The following is a 21152-nucleotide window of genomic DNA, read 5'->3' as shown; positions in this document are numbered from 1 at the left end:
CTACCGCGGCGACCGCTACCGCATCACCACCAAACTCCACCTCGACCACACGTCAGGGTGACCCAGTCCGCTCGCGGCCCGCCGGCCTGACCGACTCGAATGGGACGCCTGCTGGATTCGTCGGAGGCGGTACATTCGTCCGGTGCGGTGGCGAGACGGTGACGGAACCCAGATGCGGTTGCGGCAGCAGCGTCTGGCCTGGAGGCGGTGGGTCAAGCCTGAGGCGGCAATGAACCTGATGCCCGGCGGGCTCGGTGAGGATCCGATTTCGCTGATCATCGGCCTTCCGGGCCTTCTGGCCAGCGCGGTGCTGCTGCCCGTCTGGCTGATCGAACTCGCCCTGCGTCTGCTCCTCGCTCCGGTAGCGGCCGCGCTGCGCCTGACCAGCGTGATCCCGTACCGGCTGGAGCTCTACCGTAAGGGGCGGCTCACGGGCACCTATACGCCGAGGGGCCGCCGTGAGCTGGTGCGACTACGCAATCGGCTGGCGGGCCGCGACGCCGTCGCGGCCTGACGCCCGGGTCGCGACCCCGCTGTCGGCTCGTCGCGGATGGCCGCAGCTCCCAGCGGTCCGGGAACTCGCCGCCCGGCGAAGGCGGCTCGGCGATCCACGAACGCGCCTCGGCGCCGTGCGTGCCGTAAGACGCGGCGAACACATCCGGAACCTCGATGCGGATCGACCTGGTCACGAAACCTCGTGCACCTGCGACCCGGCGCCGGAATCCGGCGGGCGCTAGAAGATCGTTGGGGCGGTAGCGCCGTAGACTCCGCCGGAAGCAGATGACCGAAAGGTGGCGAATGAAGCCGTTGCGGGCGGGGGATCCGCGCCAGGAGCGCGAGTCGGCGATCGACCATGCCATCCGGATCGCCCGTTCCATCGACGATCACAAAGAGCGTGAGAACGCGCTCTTCGGGGTTGCCATGGCGCTTGCCGAGGCCGATCTCGACCATGCCGAGCAGCACCTTCAGCGCATCCCCTCGGTAGAGGTTCGGGCACTGGCTTCGCTGGCGCTCGCCGGGAGACCGTCCGATCCCGAGCGCATCGAGGAGCTGCTCGGTCACGCCGATCCGTTCATCGATCAGCTCCTGGAAGAGCGTTCGGACTCCGTGGAACACGAGACGTTCGAGTCCCTGGTCGGCCGGCTCATCGAGGTGGACTCCCGGCGAGCGCTTGCGGTGCTCGGCCGCGTTGAGCGGCTTGTCGTGGGATTTCACGATCCAGGCGCCGACGACCTGGGCCTGCGACGGGTGCTGCGCGCCCGGGCGCTGGCCGCCGAGGCCGACAGGCTGGCCGCCACCGCCCCTGATCGGGCGGCTGAGCTGATGGGCCAGGCGGTGGAAGCGGCTCGCATGATCCGCCCCGACCCCGACGATGAGCTCCAACTCCGCGATTCCCTGCTGCGCGGCACGATGATGGAGATCGCCAAGGTCGGTTACGCCATCGACCGGCGACATGCCGAGCGTTTGATCTATCTTGCCGGAGCGTCCGCGCTCGGCGTCACAGACGAACACTTGCGGGACGGGGAACTCCGGTCGACCGCCGTGGGAATGGCGGAGGTCGACCCCGCCAGGGCGGAACGGCTCATCAACAAGATCACGGCGGCGTCCATCCGCGCATCCGCCTGGGAAGACGTCCTCAAGGCAGCGGCCTCTACCGGACGGGATCACAAATCTTTGCTCGATGCGGCCGAAGAGAGCGTCATCCCCCCTGGGCGGGCCGGCTCCTCGTGGGACCGTCGGCGAGCCGAACCCGAGATCGGCGACGCCGAGCGGAACGGCGGTTTCTACTACCCCTATTACCTGGGCTATATCGCCAAAGGCGCGGCACGGTGCGACCCGTCGCGGGCCGAGACCATCGCCTCGCGGATCACCGACGCCGGCGCTCGGAACGAGGCATTCGCCGACATGGCCGGCGAGATCGCCGAGATCGATCCCCCGCAGGCACGGCGGTGGCTCGATATCGCTTACCGGACCGCTCTCGAAGCCGAGCCGAGACGGGCTCTCCCCGTGATGGGAAGGATCGCAGCGGTCGGGGCCACCGTTTGCCCCGGCACCGCACGGCAGGCCGCCGCCTACATCGCCGACAACACCGACGATGCGGACCTCGGATTCGAGGAGGCGCAGCGGCTGGCGAAGATCGCCGAAGATGTCGTCGCCGTCGACCCGAGCCTGACCATGCGCCTCATCGAACTCGCCGGAACCCGAGCGCAACAGCGCGTCAAGCAGCGACTGGGCAATGATGATCTGAAGCGCATCGCCAGGACTCTGATGGCCGTGGCGGCGGCATGGGCCGACTCCGGTCCTGAACGAGCCACACGCATCACACACCAGGTGCTGGAGGTGGCCCTGGCCGCACAGCCGGCCGACCCTCTGCTGATCTCCCTGCTCGACCAGGTGGCGACCGCGTATCTGTCGATCAGCGAGATCGCCGCGCAGAAACGACAGTCCCTCAAGCGGCTGATCCGGCAGTACCACGGTCCCAGCCGGGATCATCTGCTGTACGTCGCGGTTCCGGTATTCGCGGTGAGCGACGTCCGCCGTGCCGAGCAGATCGCCCAGGAGATCGGCGACGACTCCCTGCGGTGCGTGGCACTCAGGGTCCTCGCTGAGTCGATCATCAAGCAGACCATGGGCTCAGCTGAGGCGGCGCCCGCGCGGAGCCTGCCGACGACGCGGCCGAGGCCGTCGCCGACCGCCCCCTAGTCACCACCCCGAGTGCGCGCGGGGAGCACGAACGAGGCCCGCACCGGCCCGGTGGATCGGTGCGGTCCGGAAGGCACCGCGGATCAGGCCGCCGGGCGGTCCTCGCCGTGACCGTCGTCCGCCGCGCTGCGGGCGAGGACGTCGCGGAGCGCGGCGGCGGTGCGTTCGGGCGCCAGGTCGGTGACGTACGCGCCCGCGGCCAGTTCGCTGCCGGCCAGGTACTTGCGCCTGGTGGCGGTCCGATACGGCGGCGACAGCTCCAGGTGCAGGTGGGTGACGGCGGCGTGGCCGGGGACGGCGGGCTCCTGGTGTACCGCCATGACGTAGGGCATCGAGAAGCCGAACAGGCCGTCATAGGCGACCAGCACCTGCTTGAGCACGCGAGCCAGGTCGTCCCGCTCAGGTGCGGTGAGCGACGGCAGCGCAGGCGCGTGGCGGCGGGCGCTGATGTACACCTGGTAGGGAAAGCGCGCCCAGAACGGCACGTACGCGGCGAAGGCGTCGCCGGTGACGACAAGCCGCTCGGAGCCCTCCTCCCGGATGACGACGTCGCACCACACGCAGGATCCGTGCAGCTCCCGGTACCGCCGCGCGGCGCTGATCTCCTGCGCCGGGATCGGCGGGATGTCGGGGTAGCCGTAGATCTGGCCGTGCGGGTGGTGGAGGGTGACGCCGATCTCCTCGCCCTTGTTCTCGAACGGGAAGACGTAACCGATCTCCGGGCGACGGCCGAGCACGGTCGTACGGTCCGCCCACACGTCCACGAGCGCGCGCAGCCGGGTGACCGGCAGTTCGGCCAGCGTGGCGTCGTGGTCGCCGGTGAACACCACGACCTCCGCGTGGCCCACCGCCGGCTCGACCGGGGTCAGCGCGTCGCCGGCGACCGAAGGCTCCGGGGGATGGGCGGTGAAGGACGGGAACCGGTTGTCGAAGGTGACCAGTTCGTACGACGCGCGCGGGATCTCGGTCGGCGGCCCGCCGGGCGCGGTGGGGCACAGCGGGCACTGGTCGGCGGGCGGGAGGAACGTACGGTTCTGCCGGTGGGTGGCGAAGGTGACCCACTCGCCGCGAGTCGGGTCGTATCTTCGCTCGGTCATGGCGTGTCCTTCGTCGCGTAGTAGGTGATGGCCCGGCCGTCGGCGAGTCGTTCGTGCTCGGCCCGTAGCCCGGGAACGGGCGCGACGAGGTGACGGAGCAGGTCCGCGAGCACCGCCGTGGCCATCGGGTCGCCCCGTCGTGCGGCCGCGAGCAGCGGGAACTGGCAGACGAGCAACCGGCCCGGCCCTACCTGGGTCTCCCCGATGATCGTGCCGGCGATCTCATCGGGGAACGGCTTCCACATCCCGGCGACCACGTTCCCGGGGAACGGACGGTCGCCGATCCGGGTCCACACCGCGTCCGGCACGATCGACATCGGCTCGACGGACAGGACGGTGGCCTGTGGCAGCGAGGGCACCGCCGGCGCATCGGTGGTGAACAGGAACGGCGTTGATCCCCAGGCGGTGGCGACGTCGGTCAGCTCGGCCGGGATCGGCAGGTGACGCGCCCGGTCCGCGTCCTGCGCCAGGACGAGGACCGCCCGCCCGGCGGCCAGCGCCTCGGCGGCCAGGGCGCCGCTCCGGGCGTCCAGCGCGCCCTCCGCCACGACGAGCGGCGCCGCTTCGTCGGTGACGACATCGGCCCCGGCCAGGTCGCCCGCCTCGCCGGCGAGCCGCACCGCGACCCGCGCGGGCTCGGCCGAGACCACATGCACGGGATACCGGTTCGACCCGACGACGTCGTCTCCGACGAGCCGTACGGTCAGCTCGTGCGTCCCGGCCACCTCGGGCGCCGGCACGCGGATCGTCGCGACCTCCGACGCCGTGTGCGCGGGCAGGTCCACCGGGCCGTACCGGACCGTGCGCCCGCGGAGGGTGACCTCGAGATGCACGCCGGAGAGCGCGGGGCCGTCGTTGGCCACCGAGACGGGCAGCTCCACCGCCTCACCCGCGGCCACGGTCCAGGAGGTCCGGGCGACGATCGGCAGGACGTCGGCGCAGGCCAGGGAGAGCTCGGCGAGAGCGGCGGGCTTGGGCGCGCGCTCCAGGCTCCACAAGCCGTTGAACTCGTGCGGCACGTCGGTCAGCTCGGTGACGCACCAACCGGCGATGCCGTCCTGGCGGCGGAAGAGCTCGATCTGCAGCCGGTCGGCGAGGCCCTGGTACCGCTGCGTACCCTCGACGAACGCCGCCACCGTCCCCGGCCACGGCGTCCGCTCGATCGCCGTGCTCAGGCCGGCGCCGTACCACCAGAACGGCGCGTCTTCACGCGGGCTCAGGTCGGGCAGGCCCCAGTCGCCGAACTCGCTCATCAGGAACGGGCGAGGCGAGGCGGCCCACGGCGCGGTCTTGGCGGCCAGCTCCGTCAGATACGCCGTCGACAGCCGGCCGTACCAGTGCGCGGTGAGGATGGGGCTCTCGAAGACGCGATCCGGGTCGGGGTCCACCCAGTCGTTCTCGATGACCGGGCGGGTCGGATCGGCGTCCGCCACGGCGGAGTAGAGGCGCCGCGCGAAGCCCTCGTACCCTTCGCTCGCGCGGGACGGCCCGTGCTCGAGTCCCAGTTCGTTCATCGCCGACCAGAGCACGATGCTCGGGTGGTTCCGGTCGCGGCGTACCTGTTCGGTCGCCGCCGCGGCGCACCGGTCGGCCACTTCGCCGGTGAAACCCAGCTCGTCATGGGCGATCGGCTCGGCGACGGGGATGTCGCAGTGGACGAGCATGCCCAGTTCGTCGCACACGTCGAGGTAGACCGGGTCGAACGCCTTGATGTGGAGCCGCAGCGTGTTGAGCCCGAGCCGCTTGGCCTCGCCGACCTCGGCCTCGATCGCCTCACGGCCGGGTTCGGCGTACAGCGTGCCCGCGTAGAAGCCCTGGACCAGCGCGCTGCGCATGCGGTACGGCTCGCCGTTCAGCACCAGCCGGTCGCCCTCGACCGCGATGGTCCGCAGCCCGAAACGCGTCGTCCGCGAGTCGCTGGCCTCGTTGTCGGCGGTGACCGTGACGTTCGCCTCGTGCAGCATCGGTGACTCCGGCGACCAGCGCGCCGCGCCGGACGGGCCGAAGGCGATGGCCACGCCGCCGTGTCCGCCCGGCGGCAGGACGGTCGTCTCTTCGCGCACGTCGCCGGGTACGCCCACGCGTACCCGGGCGGTGACGGTGTCCGGCGAGCGGTTGGACAGTTCGACGGCGACGGTCAGGCCCGCGGGGTCGCCGTTCACGAAGACGTCCTCGATGGCGACCGGCCCGTGGCGGCGCAGCGTGACCGACTGCCAGATGCCGCCGTAGGTCAGGTAGAGGCTCGGCGGGCTGGGGAACGCCTGGTTGGCCCAGCCCTGTTTGCCGTGCGCGGTGCGCGGGTGCTCCGGGTCGTTCAGAGCGTGGTCGGTGACGCGGACGGCGAGGACGTTCTCACCCGCGACGAGCGCGTCGCCGGGGTCGAACTCGAACGGCGTGAACGCGCCGATGTGCGCGCCCAGCGCGACGCCGTTGAGGTGGACCTCGGCGATGTCCATGACCGCGCCGAACCGCAGCGTCCATCGGCCGGACGGGTCCTCGCACGCGAAGGTCCGGCGGTACCAGACCACTCCGTCGAGGGCCGGGTCGACCTCCGCCTCCCACAGCCCGGGTACGGTGACGGACCGCGACGGAGCGTCGGCCAGCCCGGCGATCCCCGGGTCGCCGACGATGAGGTCCCAGGTGCCGTCGAGGGTGAGATGCATCGTTCCCTTTCAGATGGTGAGCCGGACGACGTTCCAGGACACCGGCGGCAGTTCGATGAGCAGCGGCTCGCCGGGCCGTACCGGGATCTCGCCGCGCAGGGGCGTCACGCGGCCGGGGTCGGCCGCGGTGTTGGCGGCGCCCCGATCGGTGTCGGCCAGGACGATCCGCTCGGCGCTCCGCACGGCCGGCAGGGCGCGCGGGTCGAGGGTGAGGCCGACGGCCTCGTCGACGTCCCGGTTGACGGCGAACACCGTGATGCCCTCGTCGTCGCGGGTCGCGACCGCGTCGACGAGCGGGACGTCGCCGTACCTGGCCGTCTCGTAGTGGGGGGTGTCGAGGACGACCCGCAGCGCGTCGCCCTTCGCGTACGCCGCCGCGTGAGCGAAGGGATGGAAGATCGTCTGCCGCCAGGCGGGACCGCCCGGCTCGGTGCGGATCGGCGCGAGGATGTTCGCGAGCTGCGCCTGGCAGGCGACGCCGATCCGGTCGGCGTGCCGGAGCAGGGAGATCAGCAGGTTCCCGACCACGACGGCGTCGGCCACGTTGAACAGGTCCTCGCTCATGCGCGGTGCCTGCTGCCAGGTGCCACCGTCGAAGGAGTCGGTGTACCAGACGTTCCACTCGTCGAAGGAGAGCTGGATCCGCTTCGACTTGTGCAGCTTGGCCCGTACGTGGTCGGCGGTGGCGATGACGCCTTCGATGAAGGCGTCCATGTCGACGGCCGAGGCGAGGAAGCTGGGCAGATCGCCGTCCTGGCCGTAGTAGGCGTGCAGGGAGATGTAGTCGGCCTCGTCGTAGCAGTGCTCGAGGACCGTGGCCTCCCAGCTCCCGAACGTCGGCATGTGCCCGTTCGAGCTGCCACAGGCGACCAGTTCGATGCTCGGGTCGACGAGCTTCATCGCCTTCCCGGTCTCCTGGGCGAGCCGGCCGTATTCCTGTGCCGTCTTGTGGCCGATCTGCCAGGGCCCGTCCATCTCGTTGCCCAGGCACCACAGGCCGATGCCGTACGGCTCGGACCGGCCGTTCTTCGCGCGGCGGTCCGACAGGGCCGTGCCGCCGGGATGGTTGCAGTACTCCAGCAGGTCGACGGCCTCCTGGACACCTCTCGTCCCCAGGTTGACCGCCATCATCGGCTCGACGCCCGCCCGATCGGCCCACGTCATGAACTCGTGCAGGCCGAAGGCGTTGGTCTCCAGCGACTGCCACGCCAGGTCGAGGCGGGCGGGCCGCTCCTCGACGGGTCCGACGCCGTCCTCCCAGCGGTAGCCGGAGACGAAGTTGCCGCCGGGATAGCGGACGACGGTGACGCCCATCTCCCGCGTGAGCGCCAGCACGTCCTCCCGCAGCCCGTCGGCGTCGGCGTCGGGGTGGCCGGGTTCGTAGATGCCGGTGTAGACGCATCGGCCCATGTGCTCGACGAACGAGCCGAACAGGCGGGGTCGTACCGGACCGATGCGGAAGGCGGGGTCGAGGATGAGATTCGCGGTCTTCATTTCAGTCCCGTCGTGGCGATGCCCTGGATGAATTTGCGTTGGACGAAGAGGAACGCGATCACGATCGGCACGGTCGTGAGCGTCGCCCCGGCCATCACCACGCCGTACTGCGTGACGTGCTGCCCCATGAACAGGGCCAGCCCGGCGGGCAGCGTCTCCATCTTCGTGCTGGTGGTGAAGATCAGCGGCCACAGCAGGTCGTTCCAGTTGAACATGAAGTCGAACAGGGCGATGGTCAGCAGGGCCGGAGTGGACAGGGGGAGGATGATCCGCGCGTAGATCCGCCAGTCGCCGGCCCCGTCGATGCGCGCCGCCTCGTCCAGGGAGCGCGGAATGCCGAGGAAGAACTGCCGCAGGAAGAAGATCCCGAAGGCGTTCGTGGCACGCGGGATGATCAGACCGGGGAAGGTGTTCATCAGCCCGAGCTTGGCCACGATCTGGTAGGTCGGGATGAGCGTGACCTGGTACGGGATCATCAGGAACAGGATGATCGCGACGAACAGCGCGCGCCTGCCCGGAAAGTCGAGCCGGGCCAGCGCGAAGGCCGTCATCGAGTTGAACAGCAGCGAGCACACCGTGACGCCGCCCGCGAAGATCACCGAGTTGATGAACTGCCGCACGAACGGGATCTGCCGGGTCACCTCGCGGTAGTTGCTCCCGGTGAGGTGCTGGGGCAGCAGCTGGGCGGGATGCCCGGTGATGTCCGCCTCCGGCTTCAGCGACGCGAAGACCATCCAGACGACCGGGAGCAGGATCACGGCGGCGCCCAGGGCCAGGCCGGCGTAGAGCAGCACACGACGGGTCATCAGTACTTCACCTGCCGGCGGCTGAAGAAGAAGTTCTGCACGAGGCTGATCACGAAGACCAGGACGACGAGGACCCAGGCGACCGCCGACGCGTACCCGAAGTCGAAGTCCGTGAAGCCCTTGCGATAGACGAGGTAGACCAGGGTCTCGGTCTTGAAGAACGGCCCGCCGCGCGTCATCACGAAGATCTGGTCGAACGCCTGCAGCGAGGCGATCGCCGCGATGACGAACACGAAGAGCGTGGTGTTCGACAGCAGCGGCCAGGTGATGTGGCGGAACCGCGCCCACGGGCCCGCGCCGTCGATCGCCGCCGCCTCGTAGAAGTCCGTCGGGATCGTGCCGAGCCCGGCGAGGTACATCACCATGTAGAACCCGGTGTTCTTCCAGATCCCGACGAACATGACGTACGCCATCGCCCAGTTCGGGTCGTGCACGCCGTTGCCGAGCGACAGTCCGGCGTGCTGCAGCCAGCGGGGGAGCAGGCCGATGTTGGGATCGAGCACGAAGTCCCACGCGATGCCCATCACGCCGAGGGACAGCACGGCCGGCAGGAAGATCGAGGCGCGGAAGAACGACCGGCCGCGCAGCCGCCGGTTCAGCATCAGCGCGAACGCGAGCGCCAGCGCCACCGAGATCGGTGTGACCACGGCCGCGTACTCCAGCGTGTTGACCAGGTCCCCGCGGAACGTGGCGTCCGTGAGGAGCTTTCGGTAGTTGCCGAGCCCGACGAACGTGGGCGGGGCGAATTGCGAGGCGTCGTAGAAGGAGGTGCGCAGGGACCAGATCATCGGCCAGGCGAGGAAGACGCCCAGGATGATCATGGACGGCGCGATGAAGCCGTACGCGCTGAGACGCCGCCGGGCGCGCAGCGACAGGCCGCCGCGCGCCTGGAGACCGGATCGTCGCATGGACCGGTCAGCTCCCCGAGACCATCGACCGGAGTTGGGCCGCGCCCTGCTTCAGGAGCGTCGCCGGGTCGCCCTTGCCGTTCAGGATCTTCTCGAACGTCGGGTCGATGACCTCGCTCTGCATCTGCGGGAACTTGATCTGGCCCGGCATGAGGGGGACGGCCTTGGGCGCGTACTTGGCGAACACGGCGACGTTGGGGTTCTTCAGGTCGGCGGCGCCGATGTCGGTGCGGGTGGGCGGGAAGCCGGTCGTGTCGGCGAAGTAGATCTGGGAGTCACGGGAGTTCCAGAAGGCGATGAACTCCTCGGCGGCCTTCTTCGCCGCGCCCTTCACGCGGCTGCCCATCGAGAACTGCACGCTGTCGTCGATCGTGGTCTGCGCGGCCGGCCCGCCGGGCACCATCGCCACGCCGTAGTCGATCTTGGCCTGGTCGAGGGAGGACGTCAGCCAGGGGCCGTTGATCTCCATTGCGGCGGTGCCGGCCTGCATGAGCTTGTCGGCGTCGGCACCTGACGTGCCGACCGGCATGACGTGGTCGGTACGGACGAGGTTCGTCCAGTACGTCATCGCCTGGACCGACTGCGGGCCGTCGAGCGTCACCGTCTTTCCGTCGGCGCCGATCACGCCGCCGCCCTGGCCCGCGAGCAGGATCGGAATGCCCTCGATCGAGTCGTGCGTGCCCATCGTCAGCCCGTACTGCGCCGGCGCGCCGCCAGGGCCCTTGCCCTTGGTCAGCTTCTTCAGATCGGCGGTCCACTCGTTCCAGTTCGCCGGCGGCCCGGCGATGCCGGCCTGCTTGAACAGCTTCTTGTTGTAGTAGAGGAGGAGAGGGGTGAAGTTGGCCGGCAGGCCGTACTGCTTGGCGGCGTACTGCCCGGCCTGCAGGGCGCCGGGGACGATCTTCGACTTGTCGATCAGGCCGCTCGAGAAGACGTCGTCGAGGGGCTGGAAGACCCGCTTTGACGCGTACTCCGCGAGCTGGTTCCCGCTCATCGCCGTGATGTCGGGCCCCTTGCCGGCGCCGTACGCGGGCAGCAGCTTCTGGTAGAAGACGTCCCACGGCATGATCTGCATGTTCACGTGGATCTTCGGGTGCGACTTGTTGAACTCGGCGACGAGATGCTCGACACCGGGCCGGTCGCCGCCGGTGAAACCGTTCCAGAACGACACTGTCACGGTGCCGTCGCCGCTGCCGCCCGACGAACCGGACCCGCCGCACGCGGCGGCGGTACCCAGCGCTGCGAGCGCGGCGAACACGGTGAGCTTCCTGCGTAGGTCCACGGCGTCTCCCCTCATCCACGTGCGATGAGCCGTCGGCTCGGCTCTCATCGCCGGGCCGGAATTACCGGGACGATACTCGTGAAGGTAATCGATGTACACCCCTCACCTCGAAGTAGTAAGGCCTGGTGCGTGCCATACTTCCAACGATGTAGTAATCGATATACTCTCGTCTCCGAAACAGAGACACATACCGGGGGGCCGGTCATGACCAGCACGTCACCGCAGCCGGGGCGCCGATCGGCCAGCATGAAAGACGTGGCCGCCCGTGCCGGAGTGTCGGTCAAGACCGTCTCGAACGTCATCAACGGCGCCGCCGTCGGCGCCGGCACCCGTGAGCGGGTCCAGCAAGCCATAGCCGACCTCGGGTACCGGCCCAATATCAGCGCCCGCAACCTGCGTCGTGGCCGCACCGGCATCTTGGCGCTCGCCGTGCCCGAGCTCGATCAGCCCTACTTCGCCGAGCTCGCCCGTCTCATCGTCGACACGGCCGACGAGCACGGTTACACGATCCTCATCGACCAGACCGGCGGCGGCGACCGACGCGAGCAGTACGTCATCGACGGGATGGGGGCCAAGCTCGTCGACGGCGTCATCTTCAGCCCGGTCGCGATGGACCGCCTCGACATCGCCCGACGCGTCGACACGACACCGCTGGTCCTGCTCGGCGAGCGGGTCTCGGCGGGACCGGCCGACCACGTCGCGATCGACAACGTCGCGGCCGCCCGTACGGCCACCGCGCACCTGGCCGGCCTCGGCCGCCGCCGAATCGCCGCGATCGGCGCGCAGCCGGACCGCGTTCAGGGCACGTCGCATATGAGGGAGCGGGGCTTCCGGGCGGCGCTGGAGGAGGCCGGGCTGCCGGTGGAGGAGTCGCTGATCGTGCCGGCCCGGGAGTACCACCGCCGTGACGGCGCGGAGGCGGCGGCGTACCTGACGGAGCTGGAGGAGCCGCCCGACGCGGTGTTCTGCTTCAACGACACCCTGGCCCTGGGCGCGATGCGGACGCTGCACGACCGGGGCTACCGCATTCCGCAGGATGTGGCGGTGGTGGGCTTCGACGACATCGACGACGGCCGGTACAACGTGCCGAGCCTGACGACGGTCAGCCCGGACAAGGCCGGCATCGCCCGCTCGGCTCTGCGTCTTCTCCTGGACCGCATCGAGGCGATCGACTCACCCCCGCGCGAGGTCACCGTGAGACACGAGCTACGCGTCCGCGAGAGCTCGGGCGTGACCTCCCGCAGATCCCGCGCCACGTGATCCTCTTCGGCGTCACGCCGGAGCGGGCGGACCACCGTCTCCTGGAACCAGGCCCGCTTCGCGCATCACCCGCCGAACCGTCGCCTCCAGTGCGCTGTCCTCGGCGATCACCGTCTCGCACCGGTCGGGCAGCAGGTCCAGCGGCCGGTACCACTGCCGCATCTGCGCGGCCCCGAACTCGTCCCGTTGCGGCCGGCCGGCGTGCCGGCGGAGCGTCTCTTCCCAGGAGGCGTCCAGATAGAACCAGGCGCTGCGCGGATGGTCGCGCCGGAGGGCCTGCAACATCGGCCCGTAGCGGTCGGCGGCCAGGATTCCTTCGAGGACCACGTGATAGCCGGCCCCGAGCGTGTGGCGAGTGATCGTATCGATCAGCCCGATGTTCACCCCGCCGGGCACATCATGCTCGCGTAGCATCTGGCGCCGTACGACGTCCTGGCCGATGATCGCCAGGCCGCGGCCATAAGCCGCCCGCACCGCATGGGCAGTGGTCGTCTTGCCTGCTCCCGAGTTCCCGCGCAGGACGATCAACGCCGGTGAAGAGGACTTCGGCACCGCGCCAGCATAAGAGCTCCGGGATTCCCCCCCCTCGTACCTCGGTCGCCAGGTAACCGCGCCCTCCTCGCCATGAGTGAGGTAGGTCACATCGGTTCGGCACATCCGTGATGCATTCGTAACATGGAATTGCATAGATGCCTAATGCAACTATGCGGACCGTGAGCGGAGGGCTACGTCCGGTGCGAGTCCTCGGCGTTGGCGCTGGAGGTAGCCCATGTGCGGAATCACCGGTTGGGTGGCGTTCGGCCGCGACCTGCGGGCGGAGCAGCCGACCGTGGACGCGATGACGGAGACGATGTCCTGCCGTGGCCCGGATGACCGCGGCACCTGGGTCGGTCGGCACGCGGCGCTCGGCCACAGACGGCTGGCCATCATCGACCTGCCCGGCGGTCGCCAGCCGATGAGCGTCGACACGCCCGGCGGGCCCGTGGTGATGGTCTACTCCGGAGAGGCGTACAACTTCTCCGAACTGCGCCGCGAGCTGATCGGGCGCGGGCGCCGGTTCCGGACCGACTCCGACACCGAGGTCGTCCTGCAGGCCTACGTGGAGTGGGGCGACGCCTTCGTCGAGCGGCTCAACGGCATGTACGCCTTCGCCATCTGGGACTCTCGCGAGAACCGCCTCATCATGGTCCGCGACCGCATGGGCATCAAGCCCTTCTACTACTACGAGACCTCCGACGGCGTGCTGTTCGGCTCCGAGCCGAAGGCGATCCTGGCCAACCCCCTCGCGGAGCGCACCGTGACCCTCGACGGCCTCCGCGAGCTGTTCGCGTTCGTCAAGACGCCCGGCCACGCGATCTGGGAGGGCATGCGCGAGGTCGAGCCCGGCACGATCGTGACGGTCGGTACGAACGGCGTGCGCACCACCCGCTACTGGACGCTCGAGACCCGTGAGCACACCGATGACCGGGAGACGTCGGTCGCTCACGTGCGCGAACTGCTGGAGGACATCGTCCGCCGCCAGCTCGTCTCCGACGTGCCGCGCTGCACCCTGCTGTCCGGCGGGCTCGACTCGTCGGCGATGACGGCGATCGCCGCCGAGCAGCTCGCCGAGGTCGGCGAGACGGTGCGCAGCTTCGCCGTGGACTTCGTCGGGCAGACCGAGAACTTCGTCCCCGACGAGCTGCGCGGCACACCCGACACGCCGTACGTGCACGACGTCGCGGCGAAGTCCCGCACCGAGCACCAGGACATCGTGCTCGACTCCGACGAGCTCGCCGACCCGGACGTGCGCTCGAAGGTCATCCGGGCCCGGGACATCCCGGCCGGGTTCGGTGACATGGACGCCTCGCTCTACCTACTGTTCAAGTCGATCCGCGAGCACTCGACGGTGGCGCTGTCGGGGGAGTCGGCCGATGAGGTCTTCGGCGGCTACCAGCAGTTCTTCGATCCGGTGGCCCAGCAGGCCACGACGTTCCCCTGGCTGGTGCGGTTCGCCCGGCACTTCGGTGAGGACGACAGCATCCTCACTCCCGAGCTCGCCGCGACCATCGATCTGCCGCGGTACGTCCAGGACGCCTACGACACCTCGGTGGCCCGGATCCAGCGGCTCGACGGGGAGAGCGACTTCGAATGGCGCATGCGCAAGGTGTGCTATCTGCACCTGACGCATTTCGTGCGCATCCTCCTGGACCGTAAGGACCGCGCCTCGATGGCGGTCGGCCTGGAGGTGCGTGTGCCCTTCTGCGACCACCGCCTGGTGGAGTACGTCTACAACACGCCCTGGTCGCTCAAGACCTACGACGGGAGGGAGAAGTCGCTGCTGCGCGGCGCCACGCGCGACGTGCTGCCGCAGTCGGTGGTGGAGCGGGTGAAGTCGCCGTACCCGTCCACACAGGACCCCGCGTACGCGGTGAAGCTGCAGGAGAACGCCCGCGAGTACCTGTCCACCCCCGACCACGCCGTGTTCGACATCGTCAGCCGCGACTGGCTCGCCCGCGCGGTCGAGGTCGACACGCCACAGATCACACAGGCGTCCCGCCATGGCCTCGAACGCACGCTCGACCTGGCTCTTTGGCTGGACATGTACAAACCAACCCTGAAACCATCCTGACCATGACCGAAGAGGCGGTGCACACCGACGAGGCGCTCGACGTCGTCATCGCGATGCACCGCCTCATGCGCCGTCTCCGCGCGTCGGGCCAGAGCGGCACGGTGCACCCGACGCAACTGATCGTGCTGGCCCTGCTGACCCAGCACGGCCCGCTGCGCATCGGCGAGATCGCCCGGCGCGTCCCCTGCTCGCAGCCGACCGCCACCACCGCGGTGGCGGGGCTGCTGGCGGGCGGGTACGTCGACCGCAAGGCGGACCCCGCCGACGGCCGCGCAACCCAGGTGGTCGGCACCGAGGCGGGCAGGGAGATCCTCCGCTCGTTCGCACGCGGCCAGGCGGAGGTCCTCGCCGGGCTGATGTCGGCCATCCCGTCGGAGCAGGCGAACCTGCTCCTGGCAACCGCACCCGTCCTCAGCCATCTGGCCGACCTGCCGGCCCCACCGGACCCGCGACCGCCGGGCGACACGCCCGACCGCGACGGGACGCCGGCCGGGCCCCCGGCCACGGCGAGCGGGCGGCGCTACGCGATGGATCCGTCGAGTGACGTTCGGCGGGAACCGGGTGCTTGACGTCACCGGCCGTCGATCGAGATGCCGTATGTGCTGATCTTCCGGTAGATGGTCGCCCGCGAGATGCCCAGCAGATGGGCCGCGAGGGCCTTGTCACCGTCGGTGTCCCGCAGCGTGCGGACGATCGCGTCGCGCTCCATGGACTCCCATGGGGTGAGTACGCGCCGGCTGGTCACGTGGCAGGACTCGGGCAGGTCCTGCGGTTGGATCTCGCCGATCCGTCTGCGGGTCAATGCGGATCGCAGCGCCTGAAGGAGTTCGGTGACATTGCCCGGCCAGCCATAGCGCAGCAACACCCGCATGGCCGCAGGTGAGCACGATACGGGCCCGCCGCGGGAGAGCCTGCGCAGCAGGGCAGGCACGAGGTCGCGCACGTCCTCGATCCGGTGGCGCAGCGCCGGCATGGTCAGCGTCACCGCCAGCGCGGACGACAGGTCCTCCGGCGGCCTGGCCTCGAGGTGGGTGGTGGCGACCACCCAGGGCCGACCCGGATGGTGAGCAGTGGTGCGCATCCACTCCAGGAGCGCCGAGATGGTCTCTTGGGGGTACCGCTCCGGGTGGCGCAGTACCACGGTGGCTCCGGGTGTGCCGATGGCTTCGGTGATCCGGCGTTGGCAGGCCGGCCGATCCTCGGCGAGGTCCTGTGGCCGGATCACCATGAAGGGGCTCGCCGGGCTGTGGCTGCGGTGCACGGCCTCAGCGAGCGCCAGTTTGCCCACTCCAGGCTCGCCTTCCAGGAGCACCCAGGTGCGGTTCCTGCAGTGCGTCCCCAGATCGGTGCACGCCTTGGTGAACGCGTAGGAACTGCCGGCCAGCCTGAGCTGGGGAGGCCGGATCAGGTGCCGAGGTGGCCGGGCGTCCGGTGCGATCTCGATCTCGACGATGGCACCGGCCGGTTCGGCCCGCGCCCCCACAGGGCGGAGCCGAATGGTGGCCATGTCACCTCCTGCCAGCATGACCTGCTCGACCAGTTCCCGGCCCGCCCGCGACAGCTCCGTCACCTTGTCCCTGAGGATCGTGTGGTCGGTGGAGTCGAGCAGATGAGCGGCGTGCTCGTTGGCGATGACCAGGTCCTCGCTGACGGTGACGACGGCGCCGCCGCGTCTGCTGATGCCGAGGAACGCGGTGAGCAGAGCCCTCTCGTGCTCCGATCCGAGTTCCAGCAGCCGCTGTTCGATGTCCTCGGCGGCCTCGCTCGCCAGGGCGGCCATCAACGGGTTGGCGTCCTTGATCCAGCACGTGATGTCGATCAGGCCGGCCAGCCGTCCCGTCAGCGGGTTGTGAACGGGCGCTCCCGCGCACGCCATCGCGTGCAGTCGTTCGGTGAAGTGCTCGGTGCCGAAGACGGCGGCGACCTGGCGCGCCTCGATCGCGGTCCCGATGCCGTTGGTCCCGACGTACTCCTCGCCGTAGCCGAAGCCCGGGGCGAGCTGGAGCCGGTCGAGGCATGCGGCCAGGGAGGCGTGTTCGACCCGCCGATCGAGGATCCGGCCGTGGGCGTCGGTCAGCAGAAGGCTGGCCGAGGCGTCGGACAGCACCTCCTGCAGCCGGTCCAGCACGGGTCTCGCGGCGTGGATCAGGCGGCCACCGGTGTCGAGATCGTCGAAATACGGCGGATCAAGGTGATCACTGGCGACACCGGACAACCGCGAACGACGCCACGACTCTACGATCCCGGTCCGCATCGGCAGGCGGGGAAGGCTCCCCGATTCCAGGAAAAGCTCTCTGGCCTTGGCCACAGCGCGGCATGGATCGCCGCTGGTCTCGATCACTACCGGCCCCCTGGCGCTGGTAGCGTCCGCTCCCTCTCACCTTCAGACTATGCCCACAGCACCCGGTGGGTGCCAGGTCATCGCAGCCGTAGAGCGTAGAAGCGATTCCTCCCGGGAAGACGGCGGCCCGGACGCGGAGCCGGGCCGCCGTGGATGGAGTGCCGACCTCGATCCGTGTTGAGGGACGGAGGCTCAGCGGCGTCCCCGACCACCTGTCGGGCTGCCGTCGCTCATGGGCGCCATCATCGGGTTCGGGGAGGCGCCGACTGCGACGACATGGCCGGTGCCGGCCGTCGGGGCACTGGCGGCTGCGTACGCAGGCGGGGCGAAGACGGCGGCGGCTGTCGCCAGACCCAGCGCTGCGATCGTCTTCTTCAGCATCGTGATCTCCTAGATGGGTGCGGGTGGCCGGTCGGTCACCACTCCCAGACAAACCCGCTACGCCATCGCGGGACGTCTAATGTTGAGACGACGCGTCATCTTCAGGCGCCGACGCGACCACGGTCCGAGGAGACCTCGGTGCGGCACCATCGCGGCCGACTACGCGGGACGTGCCCCTGAATACCCAGGATCTCCGGTGAGTGATCCCAGCGCCGTCCAGGTGACGGCTGCGTCAGGCGGACCGCAGCAGTTCGTGGAGCCGGGTCGTGTCGATGACGTGGGCCCGGGACGGGAACACCTTGTTCACCAGCACCTCATGGGCTTCGGTGTCGGGGTCGGCGACGCCGTCCGACAGGACGTAGACGCGATAGTCGCGGTCGGCGGCGTCGATGAGGGTGGAGAGGACGACGCCACTGGTGCTGATGCCGGAGAGCACCAGGGTGTCAATGCCGCGATCGCGCAGTTGCCGGTCGAGGTCGGTGGTGGAGATTCCGCCGAAGCGGATCTTGCGTACCACGATGTCGCCCTCCTGGGGAGCGATCCGCTCGTTGAGCTGGGTGGTGGAGTCCTGGTGGTGCATCATCTTGGCCGCGGCGACTGCGGTGAAGGTCTTGTTGGTCTCCGGGACGGCGGCCCAGTCGTCCTCGGTGAAGGCGACGCGGACGTACCCGATGGTGCCGCCGGCGGCGCGGACCTCGGCGATGGCGTTGTCGACCCGCTCGAGCAGCGCGTCGCGGTCGGGGATGTGGGCGACGATCCCGTTCTGGAAGTCCATCGCCAGCAGGGCGGTCCGCTCAGGATCGATCGTCGGGACTGCAGTGGTGCTCACGTGCTGTTCTCCTTGGGTGGTGTTGCTGGTTGCGTTGTCGTCGGTGCCGGTGCGCTGGTCGGTGTCGCGGCGGCCCATCAGCCGGCGGTCCAGGACCGTCAGCAGCAGGACCACGACACCCGCCGCGACCAGCACGACGCCGAGGGTGTGCAGGCCGTGGTCGCCGACCCCGTCGCGGAAGACGATGCCGGTGGCCACGGCCGAGACGATGGTTCCGAGGTACCCGAAGGTCCGGAACAGGCCAGAGGCGGTACCGATCTGCTCAGGCGACGCCGAGAGGTAGAGGGCGGTCTGATTGCCGACCGTGGTGACGGCCGAGGTGACGCCGAAGATCAGTGAAACCGAGACGATCGCGACCACCGGGCTGTGCGAGGTGAGCAGCACGATGCCGATGGACCCGGCCAGCATGGTCGCCGCCGAGGCGATCAGCGGACCGCGGACCAGGTTGCGGCTGGCGAGCGGGCGTGGCAGCAGCGCGGAGACCGCGCCCATCGGCAGCAGCAGCAGTCCGGCGTCCTCGGCGGAGATCCCGCGTGCCGCCTCCATCCACTGCGTCATCCCGTACATCACGGTGTAGATGCCGAGCAGGGTGAACGCCTGCCGCAGGTAGGTCCGGCCGAGGGCGCCGTTGGCGGCGAGCCCGCGAAGGTCGAAGAACGGCCCGGTCGTACGCAGTTCCCACCACACCGTCGGCACGGCGACCACCATGAAGGCGGCGAGCGCGTACCAGTCGGCGTGCGGCAGGCTCATCAGGAAGATGATCAGCGAGGTCATCGCCGCGGCGAAACCGAGGATCCCGGGCAGGTCGATCCGGTCGGCCACCTCGCGGAAACCGCGCGGTCCGCCCTCGCGTACCGGGTCCCTGGGCACCCAACGCACGGCCATCGCCATCGCGAGCGCGGTGACCGGGATGTTGATCAGGAAGGCCCAGCGCCAGCCTGCCGCGCCGACCAGCAGGCCACCGATCGGCGGGCCGATGGCCACTGTGGCCATGCCGGTGACCGCGATACCACCGAGCACGCCGCCCGGCGGCGACTTCAGCCCGGCGTCCGCCGCGCGGCGCCGGATCAGCACCATCGCCGACGGGAAGCCGGCCGAGGTTCCGACGCCGACGAGCACGCGGGCAACGGTCAGCATCGCCAGGTTCTGGCCGAAGCCGCCGACCAGGCCGCCGAGCAGCACCAGGAGGATGCCGCCGAGGAAGACCCGGCGCGGGCCGAGCACCTCCGCCAGCTTGCCCGCCGTGGGCTGCGCGATGGCGCTGGTCAGATACAGCGAGGTGACCAGCACGGAGGTGCTGCCCACCGAGACGTGCAGGCCGGTGGCGATGGGCACCAGCGCGGTCGCGATGATGGAGCTGTTGATCGGGTTGAGGCTGGAGCCCACGTAGAGCGGCGCGGTGAAGGTCCAGGCGAAGGGATCGCGTTCGCCGTCGCGCGACGGCGAGTCCGCCTCAGTGGCGTCGGTGTTCACGCGCCGCCGCTCAGATCCGCCGCGGCGAGACGTTCCAGCAGCTCGATGGCCTTCTCCAGGCTCTCGCGCTCCTCGGGGGCGACGACTTGGTCGATGGCTCGCGCCAGGAAGGACTCGCGGCCGGCCAGCAGCGAGGTGATGAGCTCGGCAGCGGATGGATCAGCGCTGATCAGGGTCTTGCGGCGGTCCTCCGGGTCCGGCTCGCCGCGGACCAGCCTGGCGGCCTTGAGCACCGCGAGGCTCTGCGCGATGGACTGCGGGCTGACGTGTTCCAGCGCGGCGAGACGGGCCGCGGTGATCGGGCCCTCGTCCACCACGCTGCGCAGTACCGAGAGCTGGGTGATGGTCAGCCCGAGAGAGTACATCCCCGATTCGGTACGCAGGCGTCCCCGCAGGCGTTTGATCGCGTGATCGAGACGCTGTGCCGTCGCCGCTGACCGCTTTGAGCCGAGATTTCCCTCCATGGCCTGCACGTTAGCAGTTAGCCAAGCAACTTTGCCAAGTTGCTTGGCTAATTACCCGCGATGCGGCCACGTGCCCGGCCAAGTTGTCAGACGTGTAATCATGTCCACATGTCTCGATCGGGTCTCTCGACGGTCACGGTGGTCGACGCGCTGGTCGAGGCGCTGCGAGAGCAGATCCTCGACGGGCAGTGGCCTCCGGCGGCGCCGGTCGCCGAGGTGGAGGTGGCACGGCGTTTCCAAGTGTCGCGGCCGACGGCGAAAGCGGCGGTGCGCACGCTGGTGTTCGAGGGCCTGCTCCGACAGGACTCCCACCATGCGGCCGTTGTTCCATCCCTCTCCGCGCAGGACATCGAGGATCTGTACTTCGTCCGCATCCCGCTGGAGCTGGCGATGGTCGAGCGTCTCAGTCAGGCGAACGATGTCCGGCTGGACGACGCCGAGAACGCGATCGTCGCCTTGGAGAGGCTGGCCGATGACGCGGTGACCAGCTCGTTCGTGGCCGCGGACCTGGGCTTCCACCGTGCCCTGGCGGCGGCGGCCGGCAGCCGGCGCCTCGAACGCTCCTACAACGCGCTGGCGGGGGAGGTCCACCTGTGCATGATGCAGACGCGGCAGGCCCTCGGCCGTACGCGGATCGCCGGTGAGCATCGGCAGATCCTCCAGGCGATCCGAAGCGGGGACGGGCCCGGCGCGGTGGAGGCCGCCCGGCGGCACCTGGCCGGAGCACGGGACGCGCTGCTGAAGAGCGGACCGGACGGCCTGAAGGAGTAGCCGGCTCCGGGCGTGCGGCGGACGCGCCGGGTGCGCCCTTTCCGGTCGTCGCCGCACGCCGGGTTCGGA

General features: G+C 69.7%; 17 protein-coding genes. 6 read left to right on the top strand and 11 right to left on the bottom strand.

The window, feature by feature from the left end; translation table 11 throughout:
* The first annotated feature begins 172 nt into the window (after positions 1-172).
* Both ABD978_RS28065 and ABD978_RS28060 read left to right on the top strand, forming a co-directional pair.
* Positions 173-514 carry a hypothetical protein gene (locus ABD978_RS28065; RefSeq protein ID WP_345360985.1) on the top strand — a complete coding sequence of 114 codons (342 nt, stop codon included), beginning with the start codon at positions 173-175 and terminating at the stop codon, positions 512-514.
* Between the two features lie 284 nt (positions 515-798).
* Entirely contained in the window at positions 799-2703 is a 1905-nt protein-coding gene (locus ABD978_RS28060) for a hypothetical protein (RefSeq protein WP_345360982.1), read from the top strand.
* 83 nt (positions 2704-2786) lie between these two features.
* Here ABD978_RS28060 and galT read toward each other — a convergent pair whose 3' ends face one another.
* The 6 genes from galT to ABD978_RS28030 are packed head-to-tail and all read right to left on the bottom strand — an operon-like array spanning position 2787 to position 10953.
* The gene (gene galT, locus ABD978_RS28055) at positions 2787-3800 is read right to left on the bottom strand and encodes a galactose-1-phosphate uridylyltransferase (RefSeq protein ID WP_345360979.1); all 1014 of its coding nucleotides are present in this window, start codon (positions 3798-3800) and stop codon (positions 2787-2789) included.
* Entirely contained in the window at positions 3797-6463 is a 2667-nt protein-coding gene (locus ABD978_RS28050) for a glycoside hydrolase family 2 TIM barrel-domain containing protein (RefSeq protein ID WP_345360976.1), read from the bottom strand. The genes galT and ABD978_RS28050 overlap by 4 nt, the downstream gene beginning before the upstream one ends.
* 9 nt (positions 6464-6472) lie before the next feature.
* Positions 6473-7957 carry an arabinosylfuranosidase ArfA gene (arfA, locus tag ABD978_RS28045; protein WP_345360973.1) on the bottom strand — a complete coding sequence of 495 codons (1485 nt, stop codon included), beginning with the start codon at positions 7955-7957 and terminating at the stop codon, positions 6473-6475.
* Positions 7954-8763, bottom strand: coding sequence for a carbohydrate ABC transporter permease (locus tag ABD978_RS28040; RefSeq protein WP_345360970.1), 810 nt, complete (start codon positions 8761-8763; stop codon positions 7954-7956). The genes arfA and ABD978_RS28040 overlap by 4 nt, the downstream gene beginning before the upstream one ends.
* Positions 8763-9671 carry a carbohydrate ABC transporter permease gene (locus ABD978_RS28035; RefSeq protein WP_345360967.1) on the bottom strand — a complete coding sequence of 303 codons (909 nt, stop codon included), beginning with the start codon at positions 9669-9671 and terminating at the stop codon, positions 8763-8765. The genes ABD978_RS28040 and ABD978_RS28035 overlap by 1 nt, the downstream gene beginning before the upstream one ends.
* A gap of 7 nt (positions 9672-9678) precedes the next feature.
* Entirely contained in the window at positions 9679-10953 is a 1275-nt protein-coding gene (locus ABD978_RS28030; RefSeq protein WP_345360964.1) for an ABC transporter substrate-binding protein, read from the bottom strand.
* 246 nt (positions 10954-11199) lie between these two features.
* Between ABD978_RS28030 and ABD978_RS28025 the strand changes: the two genes are divergently transcribed.
* Positions 11200-12213: a LacI family DNA-binding transcriptional regulator gene (locus tag ABD978_RS28025; protein WP_345360961.1), complete on the top strand. Its 1014-nt coding sequence runs from the start codon at positions 11200-11202 to the stop codon at positions 12211-12213.
* Positions 12214-12225: 12 nt separating this feature from the next.
* Here ABD978_RS28025 and ABD978_RS28020 read toward each other — a convergent pair whose 3' ends face one another.
* On the bottom strand, positions 12226-12870 hold the full coding sequence (locus ABD978_RS28020; protein WP_345360958.1) for an AAA family ATPase: 645 nt from the start codon (positions 12868-12870) through the stop codon (positions 12226-12228).
* A gap of 112 nt (positions 12871-12982) precedes the next feature.
* Between ABD978_RS28020 and asnB the strand changes: the two genes are divergently transcribed.
* Positions 12983-14824, top strand: a complete 1842-nt coding sequence (gene asnB, locus ABD978_RS28015) for an asparagine synthase (glutamine-hydrolyzing) (protein WP_345360955.1) — start codon at positions 12983-12985, stop codon at positions 14822-14824.
* A gap of 2 nt (positions 14825-14826) precedes the next feature.
* Complete coding sequence (locus ABD978_RS28010; protein ID WP_345360952.1) at positions 14827-15393, top strand: MarR family winged helix-turn-helix transcriptional regulator; 567 nt, start codon at positions 14827-14829, stop codon at positions 15391-15393.
* A 2-nt stretch (positions 15394-15395) separates the two neighbouring features.
* On the opposite strand, the gene ABD978_RS28005 is transcribed toward ABD978_RS28010, so the two are convergent.
* From ABD978_RS28005 to ABD978_RS27990, 4 genes are all read right to left on the bottom strand, one after another.
* Positions 15396-17039 (bottom strand): sigma-54-dependent Fis family transcriptional regulator, encoded by a 1644-nt coding sequence (locus tag ABD978_RS28005; RefSeq protein ID WP_345360949.1) that lies wholly within the window; start codon positions 17037-17039, stop codon positions 15396-15398.
* Positions 17040-17357: 318 nt separating this feature from the next.
* Entirely contained in the window at positions 17358-17546 is a 189-nt protein-coding gene (locus tag ABD978_RS28000; RefSeq protein WP_345360946.1) for a hypothetical protein, read from the bottom strand.
* Positions 17547-17778: 232 nt separating this feature from the next.
* Positions 17779-19848, bottom strand: a complete 2070-nt coding sequence (locus ABD978_RS27995; RefSeq protein WP_345360943.1) for an MFS transporter — start codon at positions 19846-19848, stop codon at positions 17779-17781.
* Positions 19845-20213, bottom strand: coding sequence for a MarR family winged helix-turn-helix transcriptional regulator (locus ABD978_RS27990; RefSeq protein ID WP_345360940.1), 369 nt, complete (start codon positions 20211-20213; stop codon positions 19845-19847). Before ABD978_RS27990 ends, ABD978_RS27995 begins: the two co-directional genes overlap by 4 nt.
* 207 nt (positions 20214-20420) lie before the next feature.
* Here ABD978_RS27990 and ABD978_RS27985 point away from each other — a divergent pair, with 207 nt between their 5' ends.
* The gene (locus ABD978_RS27985) at positions 20421-21083 is read left to right on the top strand and encodes a GntR family transcriptional regulator (protein ID WP_345360937.1); all 663 of its coding nucleotides are present in this window, start codon (positions 20421-20423) and stop codon (positions 21081-21083) included.
* Positions 21084-21152 lie beyond the last annotated feature (69 nt).

Origin of the sequence: Actinoallomurus liliacearum, from assembly GCF_039542035.1 — a bacterium.
GTDB lineage: Bacteria > Actinomycetota > Actinomycetes > Streptosporangiales > Streptosporangiaceae > Actinoallomurus > Actinoallomurus liliacearum.
Note: the sequence above shows the minus strand (reverse complement) of the source record. Positions and strands in the feature narration are given on the sequence as shown.